The organism is Litchfieldia sinesaloumensis (assembly GCF_900156865.1).
Lineage (GTDB): Bacteria > Bacillota > Bacilli > Bacillales > Bacillaceae_L > Ferdinandcohnia > Ferdinandcohnia sinesaloumensis.
Genome location: NZ_LT732529.1, coordinates 2,902,279 through 2,920,873, shown reverse-complemented (window position 1 = coordinate 2,920,873; position 18,595 = coordinate 2,902,279). Strand labels below are relative to the sequence as shown.

Annotated in this window: 26 protein-coding genes, 1 tRNA gene and 1 other RNA gene; 19 read left to right on the top strand and 9 right to left on the bottom strand. The window is 38.3% G+C overall.

Features of this window, described 5'->3' with window-relative positions:
- Position 1: 1 nt before the first annotated feature.
- Positions 2-1,606, bottom strand: coding sequence for a ribonuclease J (locus CZ490_RS14420; RefSeq protein ID WP_234987312.1), 1,605 nt, complete (start codon positions 1,604-1,606; stop codon positions 2-4).
- Between the two features lie 169 nt (positions 1,607-1,775).
- Here CZ490_RS14420 and CZ490_RS14415 point away from each other — a divergent pair, with 169 nt between their 5' ends.
- The 9 genes from CZ490_RS14415 to CZ490_RS14380 all read left to right on the top strand — a co-directional run bounded on the left by CZ490_RS14415 (position 1,776) and on the right by CZ490_RS14380 (position 6,399).
- Positions 1,776-2,372, top strand: coding sequence for a hypothetical protein (locus CZ490_RS14415; RefSeq protein ID WP_077619536.1), 597 nt, complete (start codon positions 1,776-1,778; stop codon positions 2,370-2,372).
- Positions 2,369-2,785 (top strand): hypothetical protein, encoded by a 417-nt coding sequence (locus CZ490_RS14410; RefSeq protein WP_077619535.1) that lies wholly within the window; start codon positions 2,369-2,371, stop codon positions 2,783-2,785. The genes CZ490_RS14415 and CZ490_RS14410 overlap by 4 nt, the downstream gene beginning before the upstream one ends.
- A 9-nt stretch (positions 2,786-2,794) precedes the next feature.
- Positions 2,795-3,148 (top strand): DUF4181 domain-containing protein, encoded by a 354-nt coding sequence (locus CZ490_RS14405; RefSeq protein WP_077619534.1) that lies wholly within the window; start codon positions 2,795-2,797, stop codon positions 3,146-3,148.
- 119 nt (positions 3,149-3,267) lie between these two features.
- The gene (locus tag CZ490_RS14400) at positions 3,268-4,266 is read left to right on the top strand and encodes a nuclease-related domain-containing protein (RefSeq protein ID WP_077619533.1); all 999 of its coding nucleotides are present in this window, start codon (positions 3,268-3,270) and stop codon (positions 4,264-4,266) included.
- 208 nt (positions 4,267-4,474) lie between these two features.
- Positions 4,475-4,897 carry a DUF1801 domain-containing protein gene (locus CZ490_RS14395; RefSeq protein WP_077619532.1) on the top strand — a complete coding sequence of 141 codons (423 nt, stop codon included), beginning with the start codon at positions 4,475-4,477 and terminating at the stop codon, positions 4,895-4,897.
- Positions 4,898-4,990: 93 nt separating this feature from the next.
- The gene (locus CZ490_RS14390; RefSeq protein WP_077619531.1) at positions 4,991-5,359 is read left to right on the top strand and encodes a VOC family protein; all 369 of its coding nucleotides are present in this window, start codon (positions 4,991-4,993) and stop codon (positions 5,357-5,359) included.
- 11 nt (positions 5,360-5,370) lie between these two features.
- Positions 5,371-5,655 carry a DUF6958 family protein gene (locus tag CZ490_RS14385; RefSeq protein ID WP_142255382.1) on the top strand — a complete coding sequence of 95 codons (285 nt, stop codon included), beginning with the start codon at positions 5,371-5,373 and terminating at the stop codon, positions 5,653-5,655.
- A gap of 69 nt (positions 5,656-5,724) precedes the next feature.
- A complete protein-coding gene (locus CZ490_RS22365) occupies positions 5,725-5,868 on the top strand; it encodes a hypothetical protein (RefSeq protein WP_159439959.1) in 144 nt (47 codons plus the stop codon).
- A 45-nt stretch (positions 5,869-5,913) separates the two neighbouring features.
- A complete protein-coding gene (locus tag CZ490_RS14380) occupies positions 5,914-6,399 on the top strand; it encodes a VOC family protein (RefSeq protein ID WP_200801639.1) in 486 nt (161 codons plus the stop codon).
- 41 nt (positions 6,400-6,440) lie between these two features.
- Here the strand turns inward: CZ490_RS14380 and CZ490_RS14375 are convergent.
- Positions 6,441-6,514, bottom strand: a tRNA-Arg gene (locus CZ490_RS14375).
- 115 nt (positions 6,515-6,629) lie between these two features.
- Positions 6,630-6,824, bottom strand: a non-coding RNA gene (ssrS, locus tag CZ490_RS14370) — 6S RNA.
- A 233-nt stretch (positions 6,825-7,057) separates the two neighbouring features.
- Here ssrS and CZ490_RS14365 point away from each other — a divergent pair.
- The 4 genes from CZ490_RS14365 to CZ490_RS14350 all read left to right on the top strand — a co-directional run bounded on the left by CZ490_RS14365 (position 7,058) and on the right by CZ490_RS14350 (position 10,166).
- Complete coding sequence (locus CZ490_RS14365; RefSeq protein ID WP_077619528.1) at positions 7,058-8,062, top strand: DUF3231 family protein; 1,005 nt, start codon at positions 7,058-7,060, stop codon at positions 8,060-8,062.
- Between the two features lie 115 nt (positions 8,063-8,177).
- Positions 8,178-8,810: a Type 1 glutamine amidotransferase-like domain-containing protein gene (locus CZ490_RS14360; protein WP_077619527.1), complete on the top strand. Its 633-nt coding sequence runs from the start codon at positions 8,178-8,180 to the stop codon at positions 8,808-8,810.
- Positions 8,803-9,261 (top strand): NUDIX domain-containing protein, encoded by a 459-nt coding sequence (locus CZ490_RS14355; protein ID WP_077619526.1) that lies wholly within the window; start codon positions 8,803-8,805, stop codon positions 9,259-9,261. Before CZ490_RS14360 ends, CZ490_RS14355 begins: the two co-directional genes overlap by 8 nt.
- A gap of 50 nt (positions 9,262-9,311) precedes the next feature.
- Positions 9,312-10,166 carry an AraC family transcriptional regulator gene (locus CZ490_RS14350; RefSeq protein WP_077619525.1) on the top strand — a complete coding sequence of 285 codons (855 nt, stop codon included), beginning with the start codon at positions 9,312-9,314 and terminating at the stop codon, positions 10,164-10,166.
- Positions 10,167-10,279: 113 nt separating this feature from the next.
- Here the strand turns inward: CZ490_RS14350 and csaA are convergent, their stop codons facing one another.
- From csaA to CZ490_RS14330, 4 genes are all read right to left on the bottom strand, one after another.
- Positions 10,280-10,609 (bottom strand): chaperone CsaA, encoded by a 330-nt coding sequence (gene csaA, locus CZ490_RS14345; RefSeq protein ID WP_077619524.1) that lies wholly within the window; start codon positions 10,607-10,609, stop codon positions 10,280-10,282.
- Positions 10,610-10,837: 228 nt separating this feature from the next.
- Positions 10,838-11,989 (bottom strand): stage II sporulation protein P, encoded by a 1,152-nt coding sequence (spoIIP, locus tag CZ490_RS14340; protein ID WP_077619523.1) that lies wholly within the window; start codon positions 11,987-11,989, stop codon positions 10,838-10,840.
- Positions 11,990-12,094: 105 nt separating this feature from the next.
- Complete coding sequence (locus CZ490_RS14335) at positions 12,095-12,472, bottom strand: VOC family protein (protein WP_077619522.1); 378 nt, start codon at positions 12,470-12,472, stop codon at positions 12,095-12,097.
- 98 nt (positions 12,473-12,570) lie between these two features.
- Positions 12,571-13,437 carry a YitT family protein gene (locus tag CZ490_RS14330; protein WP_077621080.1) on the bottom strand — a complete coding sequence of 289 codons (867 nt, stop codon included), beginning with the start codon at positions 13,435-13,437 and terminating at the stop codon, positions 12,571-12,573.
- Positions 13,438-13,576: 139 nt separating this feature from the next.
- Here CZ490_RS14330 and CZ490_RS14325 point away from each other — a divergent pair, with 139 nt between their 5' ends.
- Positions 13,577-14,347, top strand: coding sequence for a class I SAM-dependent methyltransferase (locus tag CZ490_RS14325; protein WP_077619521.1), 771 nt, complete (start codon positions 13,577-13,579; stop codon positions 14,345-14,347).
- Between the two features lie 12 nt (positions 14,348-14,359).
- On the top strand, positions 14,360-14,704 hold the full coding sequence (locus CZ490_RS14320; RefSeq protein WP_077619520.1) for a VOC family protein: 345 nt from the start codon (positions 14,360-14,362) through the stop codon (positions 14,702-14,704).
- Between the two features lie 40 nt (positions 14,705-14,744).
- Here the strand turns inward: CZ490_RS14320 and CZ490_RS14315 are convergent, their stop codons facing one another.
- Positions 14,745-15,506 carry a GNAT family N-acetyltransferase gene (locus CZ490_RS14315; protein WP_077619519.1) on the bottom strand — a complete coding sequence of 254 codons (762 nt, stop codon included), beginning with the start codon at positions 15,504-15,506 and terminating at the stop codon, positions 14,745-14,747.
- Between the two features lie 135 nt (positions 15,507-15,641).
- Between CZ490_RS14315 and CZ490_RS14310 the strand changes: the two genes are divergently transcribed.
- Both CZ490_RS14310 and CZ490_RS22360 read left to right on the top strand, forming a co-directional pair.
- Positions 15,642-15,842, top strand: coding sequence for a hypothetical protein (locus CZ490_RS14310; RefSeq protein ID WP_077619518.1), 201 nt, complete (start codon positions 15,642-15,644; stop codon positions 15,840-15,842).
- Between the two features lie 99 nt (positions 15,843-15,941).
- The gene (locus CZ490_RS22360; RefSeq protein WP_159439958.1) at positions 15,942-16,079 is read left to right on the top strand and encodes a hypothetical protein; all 138 of its coding nucleotides are present in this window, start codon (positions 15,942-15,944) and stop codon (positions 16,077-16,079) included.
- Positions 16,080-16,303: 224 nt separating this feature from the next.
- Here the strand turns inward: CZ490_RS22360 and CZ490_RS14305 are convergent, their stop codons facing one another.
- Complete coding sequence (locus tag CZ490_RS14305) at positions 16,304-17,041, bottom strand: DUF4181 domain-containing protein (protein WP_077619517.1); 738 nt, start codon at positions 17,039-17,041, stop codon at positions 16,304-16,306.
- A 166-nt stretch (positions 17,042-17,207) separates the two neighbouring features.
- On the opposite strand from CZ490_RS14305, the gene CZ490_RS14300 reads away from it, so the two are divergent.
- Both CZ490_RS14300 and CZ490_RS14295 read left to right on the top strand, forming a co-directional pair.
- Positions 17,208-18,062, top strand: coding sequence for a pirin family protein (locus CZ490_RS14300; protein ID WP_077619516.1), 855 nt, complete (start codon positions 17,208-17,210; stop codon positions 18,060-18,062).
- Positions 18,063-18,077: 15 nt separating this feature from the next.
- A complete protein-coding gene (locus CZ490_RS14295) occupies positions 18,078-18,320 on the top strand; it encodes a glutaredoxin family protein (RefSeq protein WP_077619515.1) in 243 nt (80 codons plus the stop codon).
- The last annotated feature ends 275 nt before the right edge of the window (positions 18,321-18,595 follow it).

Here is an 18,595-nt window from a genome sequence, read left to right as displayed (position 1 = left end):
GTTATACTTCTATGATAAATGGTAATATCATCGGCTTACGTTTCGTCTGAGTAAATAAGTATTGCCCCACAGTCTTTTTAATTTCTCGTTTCATTGCATTCCATTGGTATTTGTTTTCACCTTGCAGATCAAGTATAGATTTTTTCACAAGCCGGTTTGTCTCACGGAGCAGCTCCTCCGAATCTCGGTTGAACACAAATCCTCTTGTGATGGTATCTGGTCCTGAAAGGATTTTCTGATCTCTTCTACTAAGCGTTACAACGATAACGACCATTCCATCCTCTGACAATTGCTTACGGTCACGGAGTATAATGTCGCCCACATCGCCGACACCAATTCCATCCACATATGTATCACCAGAAGGAACTTTTCGCGTTTGAACAGCCTCCGAATTTTTAACATCAACGACATCACCATTTTGGATGATGAACGTATTATCCGGATCCACTCCAACGGATGCTGCCAGCAATTTGTGTTGATGAAGCATTCGATATTCGCCGTGAATCGGAACAAAATATCTCGGCTTCATTAAGGTCAGCATAAGCTTCAGTTCCTCCTGATATCCGTGTCCAGAAACATGCATACCAGTCGCACTGCCACCATATAAAACAACAGCTCCAAGCTGGAACAGATTATCTATGATGCGAGATACATTTTTCTCATTACCTGGAATTGGCCCAGCCGCCAATATCACTGTATCTTCAGGCAAGATTTGCGCATCTCGGTAGCTTGCGTTTGATAGGCGAGAGAGTGCTGCCATTGGTTCTCCCTGACTTCCAGTACATAAAATACAAACCTTCTCCGGTGCGAGATTATTTATCTCTTTCGCATCAATCAACATCCCATCAGGTAGGTTCAAATATCCACGTTCGACAGCGACATCAACAACGTTCACCATGCTTCGCCCTAATAGCGCAAGCTTGCGATTCGTCTTCATAGCGGCATCGACAACCTGCTGGACCCGACTAATATTCGAAGCAAATGTTGATACAAAGACCTTCCGTTTTGCCTTCATAAAAGCTTCCTCAATACTATTCCCAACTTTTAATTCAGTCGGAGTCGAACCAGGGCGTTCTGCATTTGTACTTTCTGATAGTAATAGAAGCACACCCTCTCGACCAATTTCGGCCATGCGATGAATGTCGGAATGCTGGTCATTCACAGGTGTCAAATCGAACTTGAAGTCACCAGTATGTACAATGCGGCCTTCAGGCGTGTCAAACACAATGCCGAGGCAATCAGGAATGCTATGATTCACTTTGAAAAAAGAAACGGCTATTTTTCCAAACTCAATTTTTGTATCCGCATCAATTTGTATGAGCTCAGTGTCCGCTAGAAGTCGATTTTCCGTAAGCTTTAATTCAATTAAACCAAGTGTAAAGCGTGTCGCATAAATCGGCACATTGAGTTTTTTGAGAAAATAGGGAATTCCACCAATGTGATCCTCATGCCCATGTGTAACAAGCATTCCACGAATTTTTTCGCGATTTTCCTCCAAATAGCTAATGTCCGGTATAATCAAATCAATGCCAAGTAGACTTTCATCAGGAAACTTTGATCCGCAATCAATCACCAAAATATCATCATCATACTGAAGCACATACATGTTTTTTCCAATCTCGTTAATCCCGCCAAGTGCAAAAATAGATAATCCTTTATCCAATAATCTCGCCTCCTACCTCAAAAATCGTGTTTATAGTTTGACCAGTAGTTGCTGGATTTATTTATAGGTTATACCAGAATATGTTAAAATGTTTTTGTGAGGAGGAGTGAAGATGAAACGATTACCGTTCGAGCGACCAGAGGTACATTATGAAGAAAGACTTCTAGAAGTAGATGAGCAAATTTGTGCGCTTTTAAAGAAGAGAAAGGAATTATCGAATGATAATCCTGGATTACCAAAGGAAGACATAATTTCAGAATGGGCAAACAGATATGGATTCTACGAGGAGTTTTTGCATGTTGTATTTGAAACATTACGTTCTGAAAAACATTTCCAGCCAAGTGTCGAGCCCGAAGGATTTAGAAAGCACATACCAATTCAAAAAGCGGTTGAAATCAATAACGTACTTTATACAGTCAATTTTATTCGACAATACTCGAATGCTAGCGTGATCAATTTAAATATAGATTGGGATGCTTCAGGTGAGTTAGAAGAAGTCCATGTACACACATTCTGGGATTTACAAATCGGAGAAGGGTATAATTGCAGAACAGAAGGTGGCAGTGGATCTGGTAGTCACATGTCATATCGTTTTGTCGTATCACCACCATTACCAGATGAATTGAAGGGTTTAACGTTACAATTCAAAGACTATCAGACTCCACATCGAGAAGCTCCAGCCAGATTGGAGTTTAAAATGGAGTTATGAAATATTTCATAAAGCTTAATGCAATTAGCATCTTTTATGCTCTTGCATTGTTTGTAGCGATTGAACTTATGTTAAATGTGTATCGGATTAGTAGACTCACAGGTTTGGAGCTTGGGAGTGTATCGAATTTAGTGCCTATCGTTATTTTTGTGGGATTTATCGGAGCAACATTTGTATTTATTTTTCTAACAAAACGGTGGATGCAGGGGATAAAATCTAGTTACTGGTCCGCACTGCTATGGGTGCCTTATCTAGTAATCTTTGTTTATATATTTGCTTCACTCTTCCCAATCAAAGATCCGGGGGAGATTCCCCATCCTGGCGTTGGGTTAGTATTGATTGGTTTGTGTATTGTGTATCCATTTTATGTGGCTTTAGTTAATTTAATCGGTGTGAATCTGCGGAGAGGTTAAGGTGAATCCATGATTTTAAAGTTCATTATTTTGGTGATTGCTGCATTTATAATTGATTGGATAGGTACTGCCTATTTACGAAACAAATTCAATATCGAGAAAAGGAAAGGATGGGCGCGATCTGTTAATAAGATACAGACTGGAATTGAAATCTTTCTTTTTGTAGTCTATATGATTAGCCTATGGTTCTTTATGGATAATGTATTTCTATATATTTTGGGTTTTATCTCTATTCTCAATTTGTTCCGTGCCTTTATGCACTGGAAATATGAGCCTGAAAAAAAGCAGTACATCCTATTTTTATTTGAATTCGTGGCGATATTAGTTTTCATGGCTATAGCGTATTGGTGGATATTTGTGTGATCGAGATTTAATGGCCGTATTTTTGTGTTAACAGCCAAAAAATGTACCATATTATAAATAAAGGATTTTAGGGAGTTTTGTCGAAAAAAGAAGTAGCAATCACAAAGGAGTTTTGATACATGAGACAAAAAGAACTTGAAATCCCTATACGCGTTAATAAGATAGAGGTCGTGCTTAAAAGATTGCTAAAATCGTACCCGAAATACCAAGAAATTAGCGATGAATTTGGCAGAAGGATGTCAGGGTACCGTGGCGAGCAATCTTTAAGGTATCACCTAACCTTCTTGAAAGAAAAGAACTACACAATCTTCCACAATCTTCGTCTACCTGATATCTCCGGTGAGCACTTTTTTGAAATTGACATCCTACTGGTTAACCCAGCATTCATCGTTATCATTGATGCGAAAAATTATCGCGGCGAATTATATTTTGATGATACGTTTAATCAACTGATTCAAACCTACCAAGATACGAGGAAATCATTTCAATGCCCAGTTGCGCAGATCAATAGACATCAATTTCAGCTAAGCAAACTCCTTGAAACCTTCAAATTGCCCACTGTTCCCCCAATTGAAACTCTAGTTGTTTTCACTAATCCCAATGCGATTCTTGACGCGAGTAAAGACTTTAAATACTCTCATAAAATAATTAAAAGTCCTAGTTTTATTTCCAAAATCGAGTTGTTTGAAAAAAGGAATCGCAATAAGGTCTTAGACAAAAAGCAACTTCAAAAACTTTCAAAAATGCTCTTAAAGAAACATACGCCTTTTGATCACGATATCCTGGCGCATTACGGTATAAAAGAGCACGAACTCATTAAAGGTGTGCGCTGTCCTAAATGTGACTTTCTCCCAATGGTTAGAAAACACAGATCGTGGAGCTGTCCAAATTGTCATTATTCTTCATCAAAAGCATATATTAAATCCCTACATGAATATATTTTACTCTATGGAAATTCAATTACGAATCGACGATTACGTGATTTTCTTGATATTGAGTCGGTTTCTACTGCAACTAACATCTTATCTTCGTTGAATTTAGATTATAAAGGTTCATACAAGGATAGAACATACATTTTAAAAGACCAAGACCTAAAATCAGAAGTCAACTTACTCTAAAAATGTACATTCGGGAGAACTTACTGCCACTAATTGTAAAATACTGCCACTATATCATATTTACTGCCACTATCTAAAAAATACTGCCGCTAATTCTGAAATACTGCCACTGCGCAAATACACCCAAATCAAAAGCAGGAATCCGAACCCCACGTCTTGAAGTATGTAAAAGTGTCAATCCTACATACTAGCAAGGAGGCCGATTGAAATGTATGAATTGAAAACAAAAGAAAACGATGCGAGTGTTATTGAATTTATTGAAATGGTGAACAATCCTAAGAAGAAAGAGGATGCCTATAAAATACTAGACATCTTCACCGAAACGACCGGGTACCCGGCAAAAATGTGGGGGACGAGTATTATTGGGTTTGGTTCTTATCATTACAAATATGCCTCAGGCCATGAGGGAGATGCTCCGCTTGTTGGTTTTTCACCGCGCAAGGCAAAGATTAGTTTGTATTTTGCACCGGGTGACCCGAAGCGAGAAGAGCTCCTCGAAAGGTTTGGTAAGCACACAACTGGAAAGGCGTGTGTCTACATTAACAAGTTGGCGGATATTGATGTTGAGGTGCTAAAAGAGCTAATCAAGCAGTCTGTAACCTTTTTACAAGAACTTTATCCAGATAATTAAGTAAAACTAATGTAAATCCATAAAATTAATCACATTTTGTTATTCCTAAAAATGGAGTACGATACTAGTAACAAACCATTTGGGGGAATTAACATGACCTATAAAATAAAAGCGATTGATCATATTCAACTTGCTGCGCCAAAAGGAAGTGAGGAGGAAGCCCGTCATTTTTACGCAACAATTTTGGGGTGCGAAGAAGTCGAAAAACCTGAGACACTTCAAAAAAATGGTGGAGTTTGGTTTGCATATGGTACTGTGCAAATCCACATCGGTATTGAGCATCCCTTTGTACCCGCAAAAAAAGCACATCCTGCCTTTGAAATCGAGAACCTTAATCTCTTAAAAGAGCATCTTCAAATCAATAACGTACCAATAATTGAAGACAATAACCTCCCAAGGGCGAACCGCTTTTATGCACATGATCCTTTCGGCAATCGCTTGGAATTTTTAGAATGGAAATAGAGGTGTACCCGTTGAAAATCCAGTTACTCAATCCAGACCAAGCTAAAAAAGGTGCCACAATTGATGAAGAAAAATATGAAGTGGTAAAACAAACAATTCTAGATATCATCGATGAAAGAGGGAAAATTGTATTTAAAGAATTGATGGAAGAAGTGACACTACGGTTAAAACCAACGTTCGAGGGCTCTCCATCCTGGTATTGTACAGCTGTGAAATTGGATTTAGAAGCCCGTGGAGTCATCAGTCGAATCCCGGGCTCGAAACCTCAGCAAATCGTTAGATCCCGGAATGCATGAATCTTGTTTAGATTGCCCACAATATGGCTAATGTAGAAATTTTCCAAAGCCATTGTGGAGGTGGTCAGTTTGACAAAGGATACAAAAGAAGAGAGCATCGAAATTTTTTCAAATGAAGCAACACGCGGCAAGCCCTATCTCGATATCGATCGCACAATTACCGAAGGACTTTCAGCTTACGTTGATAAAGAAACGAAGAAAAAGGACGTATAGAGGCATAATGCCTCTTTTTTTAATAAGGAGGACGAAGTGGGTAGTATACAAAAAATCACAACGAATCTATGGTTTAATGACGAAGCTGAAGAGGCAGCGAAATTTTATGTATCCATCTTTAATAACTCGTCAATTAACCGAATCACTCGCTATGGAAAAAATCGGAACAAGAGTATGTCAGAAGGCAAAGTAATGACCGTTGAATTCGAATTGGATGGCCAACATTTTGTCGCTTTAAATGGAGGGCCAAGATACAAATTTTCGGAAGCTATTTCGTTTATTGTTAATTGCGATACGCAAGAGGAGCTGGACTTTTATTGGGAAAGGCTTTCCGAGGGTGGAGACCCGAAGGCACAAGTTTGTGGATGGTTAAAGGATACGTATGGTGTTTCGTGGCAAATTGTACCTTCGACGTTAAATGACATGATTAACGATGCCAATCCTGACAAAGCAGAAAGAGTAATGAATGCTCTCCTTCAGATGAAGGCGAAATTAAATATCAATCAATTAACAAAGGCATATGAGGAATAGAAAAAGGATGTCCAGTCGAGGACATCCTTTTTTAAATATAGCGTCCCAGATAGGAATCGAACCTACGACCTACAGCTTAGGAGGCTGTCGCTCTATCCTACTGAGCTACTGGGACATGAAAAAAACCTTTAGAAAATAATTATAAAAGGAATTCCTAGAAATCGTCAAGAAATCCGAATACCAAATAAAAAATCCACTCTCCTGTAGGAAAATGGATTGGCGTCAAATTAGGAAAAGCCACAATTGCCGTAATACCCTAAGAAAGTTTAAAACCACCACTCCTCAAAGTGGGTGTTTGCAGAAACGTTCCTGTATGTCCTTCAAGTCGCCATGGACGAAGGCCTGCCATTCCAGTTTCAATGTTAAACTCCCTATTTCAGTTCAAAGGTTAAACTTTATTATGATTACGTACAATGTAGCTTGTATTTGTATACTACATGATTAGAACGATGAAATCAAATGTAAATAAAATCCATTTTGTTGAAAAATGTCACCAAGTCCCTTTTTAGAAGGATAAACGTCATCCAATCGTGTTGAAAGTATAAAAAATCTAGGAAATTGAAGAGATTCTTGTCGAAAAAAATTTCCAAATCTGGATTAATGAATACAACTCTTTAACTTGAAAATACTATATAAAAAGTGGTGAGGAGTTATAGATATGGTTAACAATCAGCAACTTACATCAGCGGAAATGGGAAAACTATGGGCAGTATATATGGGAAATTCAATGTCCATTTGTGTGTTAAGCTATTTTCAACAGCATTGTGACGATCCAGAAATTATGGATATTCTTAATAAAGCCAAAAGTACCAGTACGAAGTTTATTTCGGAAATCACGAAAATTTACAATAAAGATGAATTTCCAATTCCAATTGGATTTGATGTAAAGAAGGACGTGAATCTAGAAGCCCCTCGATTATTTGCAGATGAGTTTTATCTCCATTATTTGAAATATGCTGCAAAAGCAGGGTTAAGTCTTTACTCAACGGCAATCCCTATTATGATTCGGCCAGATGTACGAGACATGATTATCCAATTTAATGTGGATACCGTTAAACTATTAGTTAGTTTAAATGAACTATTAGAAAAAAAGGGATTCTTGACAAAGCCACCTGTCATTCCAATTCCAAAAGAAGTAAGTTTTGTTGAGAAACAGAGTTATCTAGCGGGTTTTGTGGGGGATGTGAGACCTCTTCATGCTCTAGAAGTCGCTCATCTTCATGATAACCTAGAAAATAATGTAGCTAGTAAGGGTTTACTTATCGGATTTAGTCAAGTAGCAGAACATAAAAAAGTAAAGGAATTCATGATACGTGGTAAGGAAATTACAATGAACCATATTAAAGAATGTACAGAGAAGTTACATCAAGACAGCTTACCTGGCCATCCATTAGTAGATGATTTGGTTCAGACTTCCACTATTCCGCCTTTTTCGGACAAACTAATGACTTTTCATAAAATTGATATGTTCTCAATGAAAATCAGATCATATGCCAATGCTATGTCGCTAAACGGCAGAAGGGATATTGGAGTTATGTTTGGTAAGTTCATCTTAGATATTGGAAGATACGTTGAGGACGGTGCAAACATTATGATCGATGAAGGTTGGTTTGAGAAACCCCCACATGCAGCTGATAGAAATTCACTAGTAGATGGTAAGTAGGTAAGTCAGGCGATTCGAGCCTGGCTTTTTTTATGAAGTCTTTTATTAATAAAGAGGAATTTGTTACTTATCATCGAAATACATATACATCTTATAAATAAGGCGGAAAATTAATATGTCAGAAACACATTTGTTTTTATTTGGAGGAAGTCCTCCTTTTAATAAGAAATTAGGGGAGATCTTTTCAGGATTAGCAGGTAATAGCTCAGCCAGGATTGCAATTTTGTTTCTTGAACGGACAGGTTGGCAAGAGTATATGCCGGCGTATACGAAGGTGCTAAACAAGCATGGAATCAGCAATTATGTTTATTTTACACTATCAAAAAATCCTACGGACGACCAGCTTTACCAACTTGAAAATTGCACGGGAATCATTATTTGCGGAGGAGATACTGAGCTTTATCAGAATTATATTGTTGAAACACCAGTTGGGGATATCATCCGAAACCGATTTTATGAAGGAGTACCCGTAGCGGGATTTTCAGCTGGTGCACTTGTTTCGTGTGAGCACTGCGTCATCTCACCAGAAAACACAGCTCAACAGCAGCTTTACTTAAATGGCTTAGGGCTAATAAGTGACTGTGTTATATCAGTTCACTTTACTGAATATGAAGAAGAGAAAAACCTTATTGAAGCTATTTCAAAGCTACAAGTCACCGGGTATGGAATTGACGAAAATTCCGGATTGTATGTGAGAAGTGGACAGTTGATTGAAAGTGAAGGAAGTGAATTACACATTTATGAGTAGACAGGCGGTTGGCGCGATTGTTTATAAGGATAGTCAATTTTTGCTCGTACATAAAAAACAAATCATCACTAAATCTGGGCCGGAAAAAATTACGGGAGAATGGGATTTCATCAAGGGAGGAATTGAAGCAATTGATGAATCGCCTCAACACGCCATTCTTCGCGAATTAAAAGAAGAAACAGGCACAAGTCACTTTTTGATCAAGAAGCAGTTTGATGAAAAGATTTGTTTTGATTTTCCTGAAAAGATTAAAGAGAAAATTGGATTTGAAAGCCAGCAGACGACGATGTTTTTGGTCGAGCATACTGGTTCCACAAAGGATTTACTGCCAGCAGATGAGGAGATTACTGAACTTCAATATTTTACTGAAGAAGAGGTTATGAGTAGGCTCACACATGATGAAACCCGAAGCTTCTTTTCAAGACACCTGTCACAACTCAGCACAAAATGACCGGATGATAAATCATACACAAGTTAAAATGAAGGCAAGGAGTGAGGAGAATGAGTTGGCTAGAGTCATTACAGCATGCAATTGATTATATGGAGGATCATATGCTTGAAGACGTATCAATCGAAGACATTGCAAAACGAGCAAACGCTTCTCCCTTTCATTTTCAACGCACGTTTTCGATTTTGACGGATATTACAGTAGGTGATTACCTCCGTCGGCGAAGGTTAACACTTGCTGCCGAAGAACTCTTGAGAACGAATAAGAAGATTATTGATCTCGCTTACAAATACGGCTACGACACTCCCGAGGCTTTCACAAAAGCCTTTCGAAAACAGCATGGTGTAACGCCGAGCGACATCCGAAAGGGGATTGGAAAGCTGCAATCTTATAGCCGCCTGGTGATCCAGGTGAGTCTGAAAGGAGCAAATCCAGTGAAGTATCGAATTGTTGAGAAGGAAGGATTTAAAGCAGTTGGAGTCAAACGTACTTTTTCATGTGTGAATGATGAACATCAAGATGGGATTACAAAGTTATGGGTGGAAGTGAATACAGACGGGACGTGTGATTCATTGATTCCAATGATGAAAGGAGACATTGGAGGCATCTTAGGTGTTTGTGTAAGTGAACCAAAAGAAAATACGATTGATTACTGGGTAGCGGTAGAAAATGTAGACGGAACTTCGGGTACGTTTGATATTTTAGACATACCTGCTTCAAAATGGGCTGTATTCGAAGTCCACGGAGCAATGCCTCAGGCCATCCAGGACACGTGGAAAAAGATCTATTCAGAATGGTTTCCATCAAGTGGGTATGAATATGCGGGAACGGCAGAATTTGAACTCTACCCTGCTGGTAACCCATCTGACCCTGCTTATTATTCAGAGATTTGGATTCCAGTGAAGTAATTCTGAGGCCCCAAGGACATAATCTTGGGGCTTTGAACGTCTGATTTTGCGCCTATTTCTGTTAGTGACAGTATTTTTCGGATAGTGACAGTATTTTCTCGATAGTGACAGTATTATGCTACTGGTGTTCCATTTTTAACAGGTTGATCTGGCTTTAAAAGGATAACGTCACCTTCTTCGGGGACACCTCCGATGACCAATACTTCGGATTTAAAACCAGCAATACGACGTGGAGGAAAGTTAACGACTGCAACGACTTGATTTCCAATAAGTTGCTCTGGTTTATATCTTTTCGTGATTTGGGCGGAAGACTGTTTGATACCAATCTCTCCAAAATCAATTTCTAATTTAATTGCAGGTACTCTTGCTTCAGGAAATGGTTCAGCTTTAACAACAGTGCCAATTCGAATATCCAATTTTAAAAAATCCTCAATTGTTGCCATCAGAAATCCTCCATTATTTTACAGTTTCCTTGATTGTAATGCATAATCATAATAAATGACAATCTTTATCCTTGTTGTTTTTTATTTTCCTTAATCGACTGTTTGATTAGAGCTTTGCAGCACATGATGATTCCTGTAAGGAATGCTGCGATTGTGTATCCAAATGGTAGGTAAAAAAAGCAAAAAAGTGTGGAGACAAACAGCCAAAATAGCCAAAGAAGCAACTCCTTATTCATCCGAAGCATTCACTTTCTCCGCATTAATGATATGGTCGCTAAGCACTTTTGCTAGAGCCTCAACTGTATTTTTTAACTCTTTCATATCATTATCAACCCCACCGACCTCGATAAGGAGTGAGTTTTCGGATAAATCCTGATTATAAACCCCATTTCCTTGATCTAACCCCTTCGCCAGAACACCTCGACTGATTCCAGGATACTGTGATTCAATCGATTCATTAAGGGCTTGTGCCAATGCAAAGCTTTGTTCGAAATTTGCACTCGCTTTACCGACAATAAAAAACACCCTTGCATATGGCTTATTGTGAATCGTTGCGGTTGTTATTTCTTTTCGAACACCGTCACGGTGAAGGTCAATTATAAAATCAATACCAGAGTCAGTTGCCATAGCAGATTGAACAATCCCACGTGACAGAGCATAAGATTGGTTGGTTCCCCAGCCTTTTTTCTTCAATTCTTGGCCCATATTCGTTTTATCCACAATCGCACTTATACCGTATTGTTCTAATTCTTTTCCGAGAAGTTCGCCAACTAGTGTAATGTTTGTTTTTGAATCAACCGCTTTATCCATATCAGGGTCACCCGTAAGTCCAAGCAGAGGTAAGTACGATTCAAAACTATGGGAGTGATAGATGAACACTTTTTTATCGGTTGCGGGATTGACTGGTGGTGTTTTCGGGTTCTCCTTATTAAATTCTTCCAACTCCTTTTGAGCCATTTCTCTTTCTTGTAGCAACACATCTAAAGGAGGTGCTGATTCGTGTGGGAGATTTGTGTAGTCAGTGCCTTCTCCAGATATCAAAATGTCTGAATGATACAAAGATAAACCAGGAAGCTCATGACCGAAAAAGCTTCGTAAATCCCCATATTTAAATTGTAGGGTAGATTCAATGACTAATTTTGTGAAAGACTCTTGTTTCTCTGAAGAGGTTTGTCCGAAATAGCCGTTTTCAAATTCAAGTAATTTCACAAAAAATTGAGAGGGAAGGGTTTGAATGTTACTATCGAATTCACGAAAGTTAATCCATTCTTTATTTATAGTGGATATGCTTGACGCAATAGTAAATGAGAGTAGCACGGTGAAGATAAATAAGAAGGCAATTCTTGAAATGAACATTTGCTCATACCCAGAACTTTTCATGATATCCGTCCTTTTGTCCTTTTGGACATATATATGAATATCCCCATCCTTGTATGCATATGATTCGAGTAAAAAAGCATGGCGGGCGAACCATGCTTGTCTGCCTTACTTATCTTCACGGAGTAAATACTCATTACCATCTTGATCATAGAATGTGAACATAGAGCCATACGGCATCTTTTGCAATTCCCCAACTTTTACGTCGTTCTTCTTCATGTTCTCATAAGCTGAGTCAATATCCGTTGTACTGAAAAGAACGGATGGATGAGAAACCATCGATGGATTTTGCTGCTCCATAGCAGCCTTTGAATATAGAACAAGGGTAGTAAATTCGTCATCACTAGGAGCGACCTCTAGCCACACAAAGTTAGGTCCCATTGGCTGTTCAAGCTTTAGAACAAAACCAAGTTTGTTAATCCAGAAATCCTTTGCTTGTTCTTGATTCTCAACATATACAGTTACTTTACCAATTTTATTAATCATTTTCTTCACCTATTTTCTATAGAATCAACAAGAATTTTATCAAATTCCCCGATATAAAAGCAAAAAGTGCAGAGGTCACAAAACCTCTGCACCGCTATTTAATGTCCAGTACTCGTTTCGAAATTACCACCTGTGACATCTGCAATATTTTCAATTGCAATTAATGCACCTGGATCAAGGTCGAGCGTAATTTCCCTCAGAGTTGAAAGTTCAATTCGGCTAACAATTGTATAGATAATCTTCTTTGGTTCTTTTGTGTAGGCACCTTCACCATGAATGAAGGTAATTCCACGTCCTAGAACTCTATTCAATTCATCCGCAAGTTCATCAGGAACATCTGAAATGATCGTGACAGATTTCAATTCTTCCATACCTTCAACGACAATATCAATCATTTTAAAAGCGATGTAATACGTAATAATCGAGTACATTGCTGTTTCCCAACTGAAAACGAGTAAGGCAGCAAGGATAAAAATAAACACGTTCATAATCATAACGAGCTGACCGACAGAAACAGGTCGTTTCTTACTCACAAGAATCGCCAAAATCTCCGTCCCATCTAATGCTCCACCTGTACGAATAACCAATCCAACACCAGTACCTAAAATGACAGCACCAATAATGGTTGCTAAAAATAAATCATCGGTAATGGGGTCGAAATGGTGGAGATACGTAGTGAATGCTGATAAAACAAGTACTCCATATAGTGTATGTAATGTGAACTTTGTCCCCATTTTTCGATAGCCAAGTATGAGGAAAGGGATATTTAATATAATCAGGAATATACTCATCGGAACTCCGAAAATCTTAGAAGCAATGATGGAAAGACCAATTACCCCACCATCCAATATATCATTAGGGACGAGAAATAGTTCGAGTCCAAATCCCGCAACAAGTGCCCCAATGGTGATCATAATAAGTTGTTTAACCTCTGTTAAAACCTTTTTCTTCTTTGTGTTTGCCATGAAAACCAAGCCTTTCACTTTCAAGATTAGAATTTCCTTTTTAATATTACCATAAAATTGAGGAGTTCCTATAATGAATGAAGGAAATCACTACCTTTTTGTGGAAACTACTTACTAATAGCCAATAAAGGAGTACAAAATGAATCAAAATACTAACTTTGAAGAATACGAAGACCCAATCCTATATGACATAGAAAACGATCCATTTCAAGATGATGTGGCATTTTTAAAAAAATGGGCGAAGAAAGTGAATGGACCAATCATTGATTTCGCATGTGGAACTGGTAGAGCAACGATCCCTTTGGCTCAGGCTGGACACACTCTCATGGGTGTGGACTTTCATCATGGAATGATAACACAAGCGAAAAAGAAAGCAGAAAAAATGAATCTTCGCATAGAGTGGATACAAGGTGATTGTACGAAGATTCAATTGAAAGTCAAGAGTCCCCTCATTTATAGTGTGGGAAATTCGTTCCAACATTTTCTGACGAATGAAGAACAAGATCAGTTCTTAACAACCGTACATCAGCATCTAGAGGATGAAGGAATTTTCATCTTTGGTACAAGATTCCCAAGTCTAGATGAGTTGCTCCAGCCAACGACTGAAGAGTATTGGCGCAGTTACAAAGACGAAACGGGTAGAGAGATAGACGTTTTTACAATCAGTAGCTACGATTCCATTGTGCAGATTCAACACTATACGACCATTCGGAAGCTAAAGGATGATAGCGGCAAGACCATCTCTGAGAAGAAGACCAATATTCAATTGCGCTATGTCTTTCCACAAGAAATGAATCGGTTATTAAAGGAAAGGGGATTTGAGGTTCTAGCGGTATACAAGGATTGGAATGAAACACCACTCACACAAGACAGTTATCAAATGGTCTATGTGTGTAAAAAAATAAGTTAAAGGAGAGGTAAAATGGCAAGAGTAGTAGGATTTGAGATTAGTAGCCAAGATCCTGAAAAAGCAGTTCAGTTTTATAATAAGGTGTTTGGATGGAAAATGGAGGACCCGAATTGGGGATTTTGGCCTGTCAAAAGCATGGGGCAGGTAGAAATACAAGGAGGGATAAGCAAAGGTCCACATGATTATCCACATGGAACGAGAATCCAAATTGAGGTTGCTTCAATTGACGAAACAATCGCAACGGCAGTAGAGAATGGTGCTCTGATTGTACGTGAAAAAATGGAGTTTGATTCGTTTTATTTGGCTTATATGGTCGACCCAACAGGAGTGGGGTTTGGTCTTATCGAGAGGCGATAAGGGAACATGGTGGTTAATCCTACTGAATTAACCACCATATTTATTCATGAATGAATAAATACTCACATTCAAAATGAAAGCCAAGTTTGTCGTAAAATCGCTTCAAATGGTTAAGTTGTGCATCATAAAATAAAAATGGAGTAATCTGTCTACTATGAAGATGCTGGGTTAGAGCAGCTACACATTCATGGGCATACCCCTTTCCTTGGTGACCATCCTCTGTATATACCCCACCAATAATTGCATGAGAACCACTAATAGAGTGAGCAAGTGCTGCGGAAAGAATCGCTTGATTTTCTTTTACAATGAATACGTCTCCTTTTTCGATAAAGGATTCAATGAGTTCTGGGATTTCAATTTGAATATTTTTCCCTTCATAAAAAGAACAAAGACTTTGTATATCATCCTTTGTCGCCTGTTGAACAGTAGGTAATTCCTTATATGTACAATTGTTAATAGGTATAGAGCCATAGTTATAAGGATAGACATTTCGGTTAGGTATTGGTTTCAACTTTTCTAATACATCTTTACGTCCAAATAGGAATTTGGAAGGCAGCGTGCATAATCGTTCATGGACCTCATCCACATCAAGTTGGTTTTCTATTGTAAAGCCCATATTGAACGGACTAAAATAGATAGCGCCAATAAGCTCTCCTTCAGCATATTTCCCGTAGTAGCCAAAGCGTTTGTCTTCATTGGAGAGGTAAGGGAGATACTCATAGAACTGGAGATTATGTATCCGGTCCTTATCTAGTAAAGCTACTAGAGCCTGCTTATCTTTTTCGTTCAGAAGTTGGAACATTCGTGCACCTCTTTCCTTTTCAGTATTTTAAAAAAATATAACATTTCTCTATTAGTCTAAAGAAGGATTCATTCTACGTCAAAAAATCTCTTTGTATAAGTCCGAACTTTTATACCTAAATGGGGGGAGCTAAATATGTATTACGAGAGTGTTAGTACGTTTATATATGTGTTTCTCATCCTGTGGATTACGTTTCTTGTTTTTCAACGGATCGGTAATCGCTACCCAAAGAGCAATCCATGGAAGAAAGATATCAAATTAACGTTTGTGCAAGCATTAGTAATCACGCTTATATGGCCATTTATCGGACTACTACTCTATTACTTCGATGTCTAGGTATTAGAAAACGGATAAAAAATAATTAATTCTTAGACTTGACCCTCAAACCAAGTTAAGCCCTCTCGAAATATGTAGTGAAAGGTTTGGTGGGCTTACATGAATGAACGTACAATAAAGTTTAGTTATGATGAAATCGACCTACTTATAGAAGCTATGGATAAAGATGTGTGGAAAGATATAAAATGGAAACATGTGACTGAAGAAGAAATAGATAAATTACTAAAAACCTCTTAGCTCTCGGGCTTTGAGGTTTTTTTGGGGGGCTATTCACCTAAATTTTGTTGTTTCTAATACCGTTGATTTACGCTTCAGGCGGACGCTTTCCGCGGGCATGGCCTCAGCCTCCTCAACAAGCAAGCTTGTCTGCGGGGTCTTCACCTCATGCTATTCCCGCTGGAGTCGCCGCCTTCCGCTTCAATCAACTATGTTTGCACATATTTATTGATAGGAGTTTGTTTTCAAAAGGATTCCGACTCCCATTCTAGGTCTTCGCTTTCAATTAGCTTTAACAGTTCATTTTCATCTAGTATAAAATACTTCTCAGCCTGTATCTGAATATCCATCTCCGAAAAGTTTAGGTAATGCACTCCATCGTTTGTATAGATCGTCATCATGTAATCTATACCAGGGAATGCTGATTTGGATTTTTTTAGTTCCATTTCTGAAGGTTGAATTGAAAATTTATTTATCATATGCTGATCGTTGATTGTTACCTGTTTATGTGTAGATTCTCCGTCTTCTCCAAAATTGGTCCTCAAAATTTCAATTTTAGAGATTTCCTTGTTGTCTAGTAATTCCTCAAGTTCTTCACCGAATGTGGTATGGGTTATTTTTTCATCCACAAAAAAGACTCCAATAGTAGCCACGACACCAATAATCATTACCAATAGAGATACTCTATATTTTTTTCCTTCTACATATTTCCATTCCATATATGATTGGAATCCCCAAAATAAAATCAGCATAAAGATTAGATACCATTTAAGAGTATCCATACTGTTTTTAAGGGAAACCATATTGTTTTCTTGAATAGTAAAAAAACCAATTAATAGCAGGACTAAATAAACCCCCATACCTACCCGGTATTTCACGCTTCCATCTGAGTCTGTAATGTCATAGCCGGGTTCTATTCTTTTTCCTACAAATCTGTCAACAAACACAAGAAGGTAAAATAATAACAATAATATGAACCCCATTCGATTTCCCCCCCAGAAAAACAGGCTCTTTAGCTCATTATATGATTAAATGGTAAAATATTCTATAAAACCGATAGTATTAAATTTTGTACAAATTTCTTCTAGCATGTCAAAATAAAGTGAAATAGGTCAAAATACTAGAAAGAACATACAAGGAGTGAACGCAATGAGTTCCCTTTTTAAAAGAGATCTAAAAGATCATTGGTATATATCGTACAACAATAATGGGTATCCTCATGTGCAGCAAGGATTCGTGCTACCTCCGAATCGGTTTGAGGACTTTGATCCGTTCTTATTGATGGCGGAGGATTGGTTTAAGCGTGGTGCATTCTCTGACCATCCACATCGTGGTTTTCAGACGATTACCTATGTTATTGATGGCCGATTAGAGCACATCGATAACCATGGTGGTCATTCCATTTTAGAAGCTGGGGACATTCAATACATGAATGCTGGCAGCGGGGCTAGACATGCTGAGGAAGCGGTTGACAATGATATCGCACATACACTTCAGCTATGGTTGAACCTTCCTCAATCATTGAAAAACACCAAAACTACCTATCAAAACGTGTATGTGGAGGACGTACCTCGCGTTCAAATTGATGGAGGAGAGTTAAAAGTATATGCAGGAGAAATCGCGGGTAGCAAAGGCCCATTGGACAGTTTAGTACCAATCACGATGACTGAGATTTCCCTCATGAAAGGTGCGTCATATAAGCATATTCTGCCTGCTAATCATAACGCATTTGTATGCGTACTATCTGGTGAATTAGAGCTTGGTGAAGGTAAGACGCTCTTGAAAAAAACAGGGGTAGCCACGCTAACCTTTGATGAACATGGCGAAAATGAAAGCGAGTTTGATATCAAAGCAAACAGCCGTGCAAAGATTCTTGTCTATTCTGGGGTTCCATTACGTGAACAGATTGTAGCATACGGTCCGTTTGTTATGAATTCGAAAGAAGAAGTACAGGAAGCTTATCGCGATTTTCATGCTGGAAAATTTGGCCCTCCGGCTGAATAAAGGAGAGTAACATCAATGGAAAATGAAGTAATTGTCTATACGACAAATGATTGCGTCGAATGTACATTTGTGAAGAAGGTACTGACTGAAAACAAGATTCCTTTTGACTTACGTAATATTGCTGAAAATGAAGACCATAGGAAAGAAGTGGAGCGTTTCGGTTTCTTAGGTGTCCCTGTTACAGTTGTAGGAAATCGCGCTGTTAAGGGATTTACCCCTGAACTTATTGAATTATTAGAGACGCTCAAAAGAGATTGATTCGTTATTTTAACCCAGCATGTCACTACGATATGCGGGGTTTTTTTAATGAAGGCGATAAAAAAGAAAAAATGGTGATAAGGCACAAATTTGTTCGATAGAAAAGGATAAAGTTGGTTAAAGGTAAATCATACCTAATAACTTTGTATAAGAACTTTTTATTCTTTACATCCAGGATATCCCTCGAAAACAAGCGATTCTCTCCATCCTCATCTACTCCTACAAACGGAATAACCTTTGGATAGTTCAAAAGTATAATTTTCCATTTTCATTCA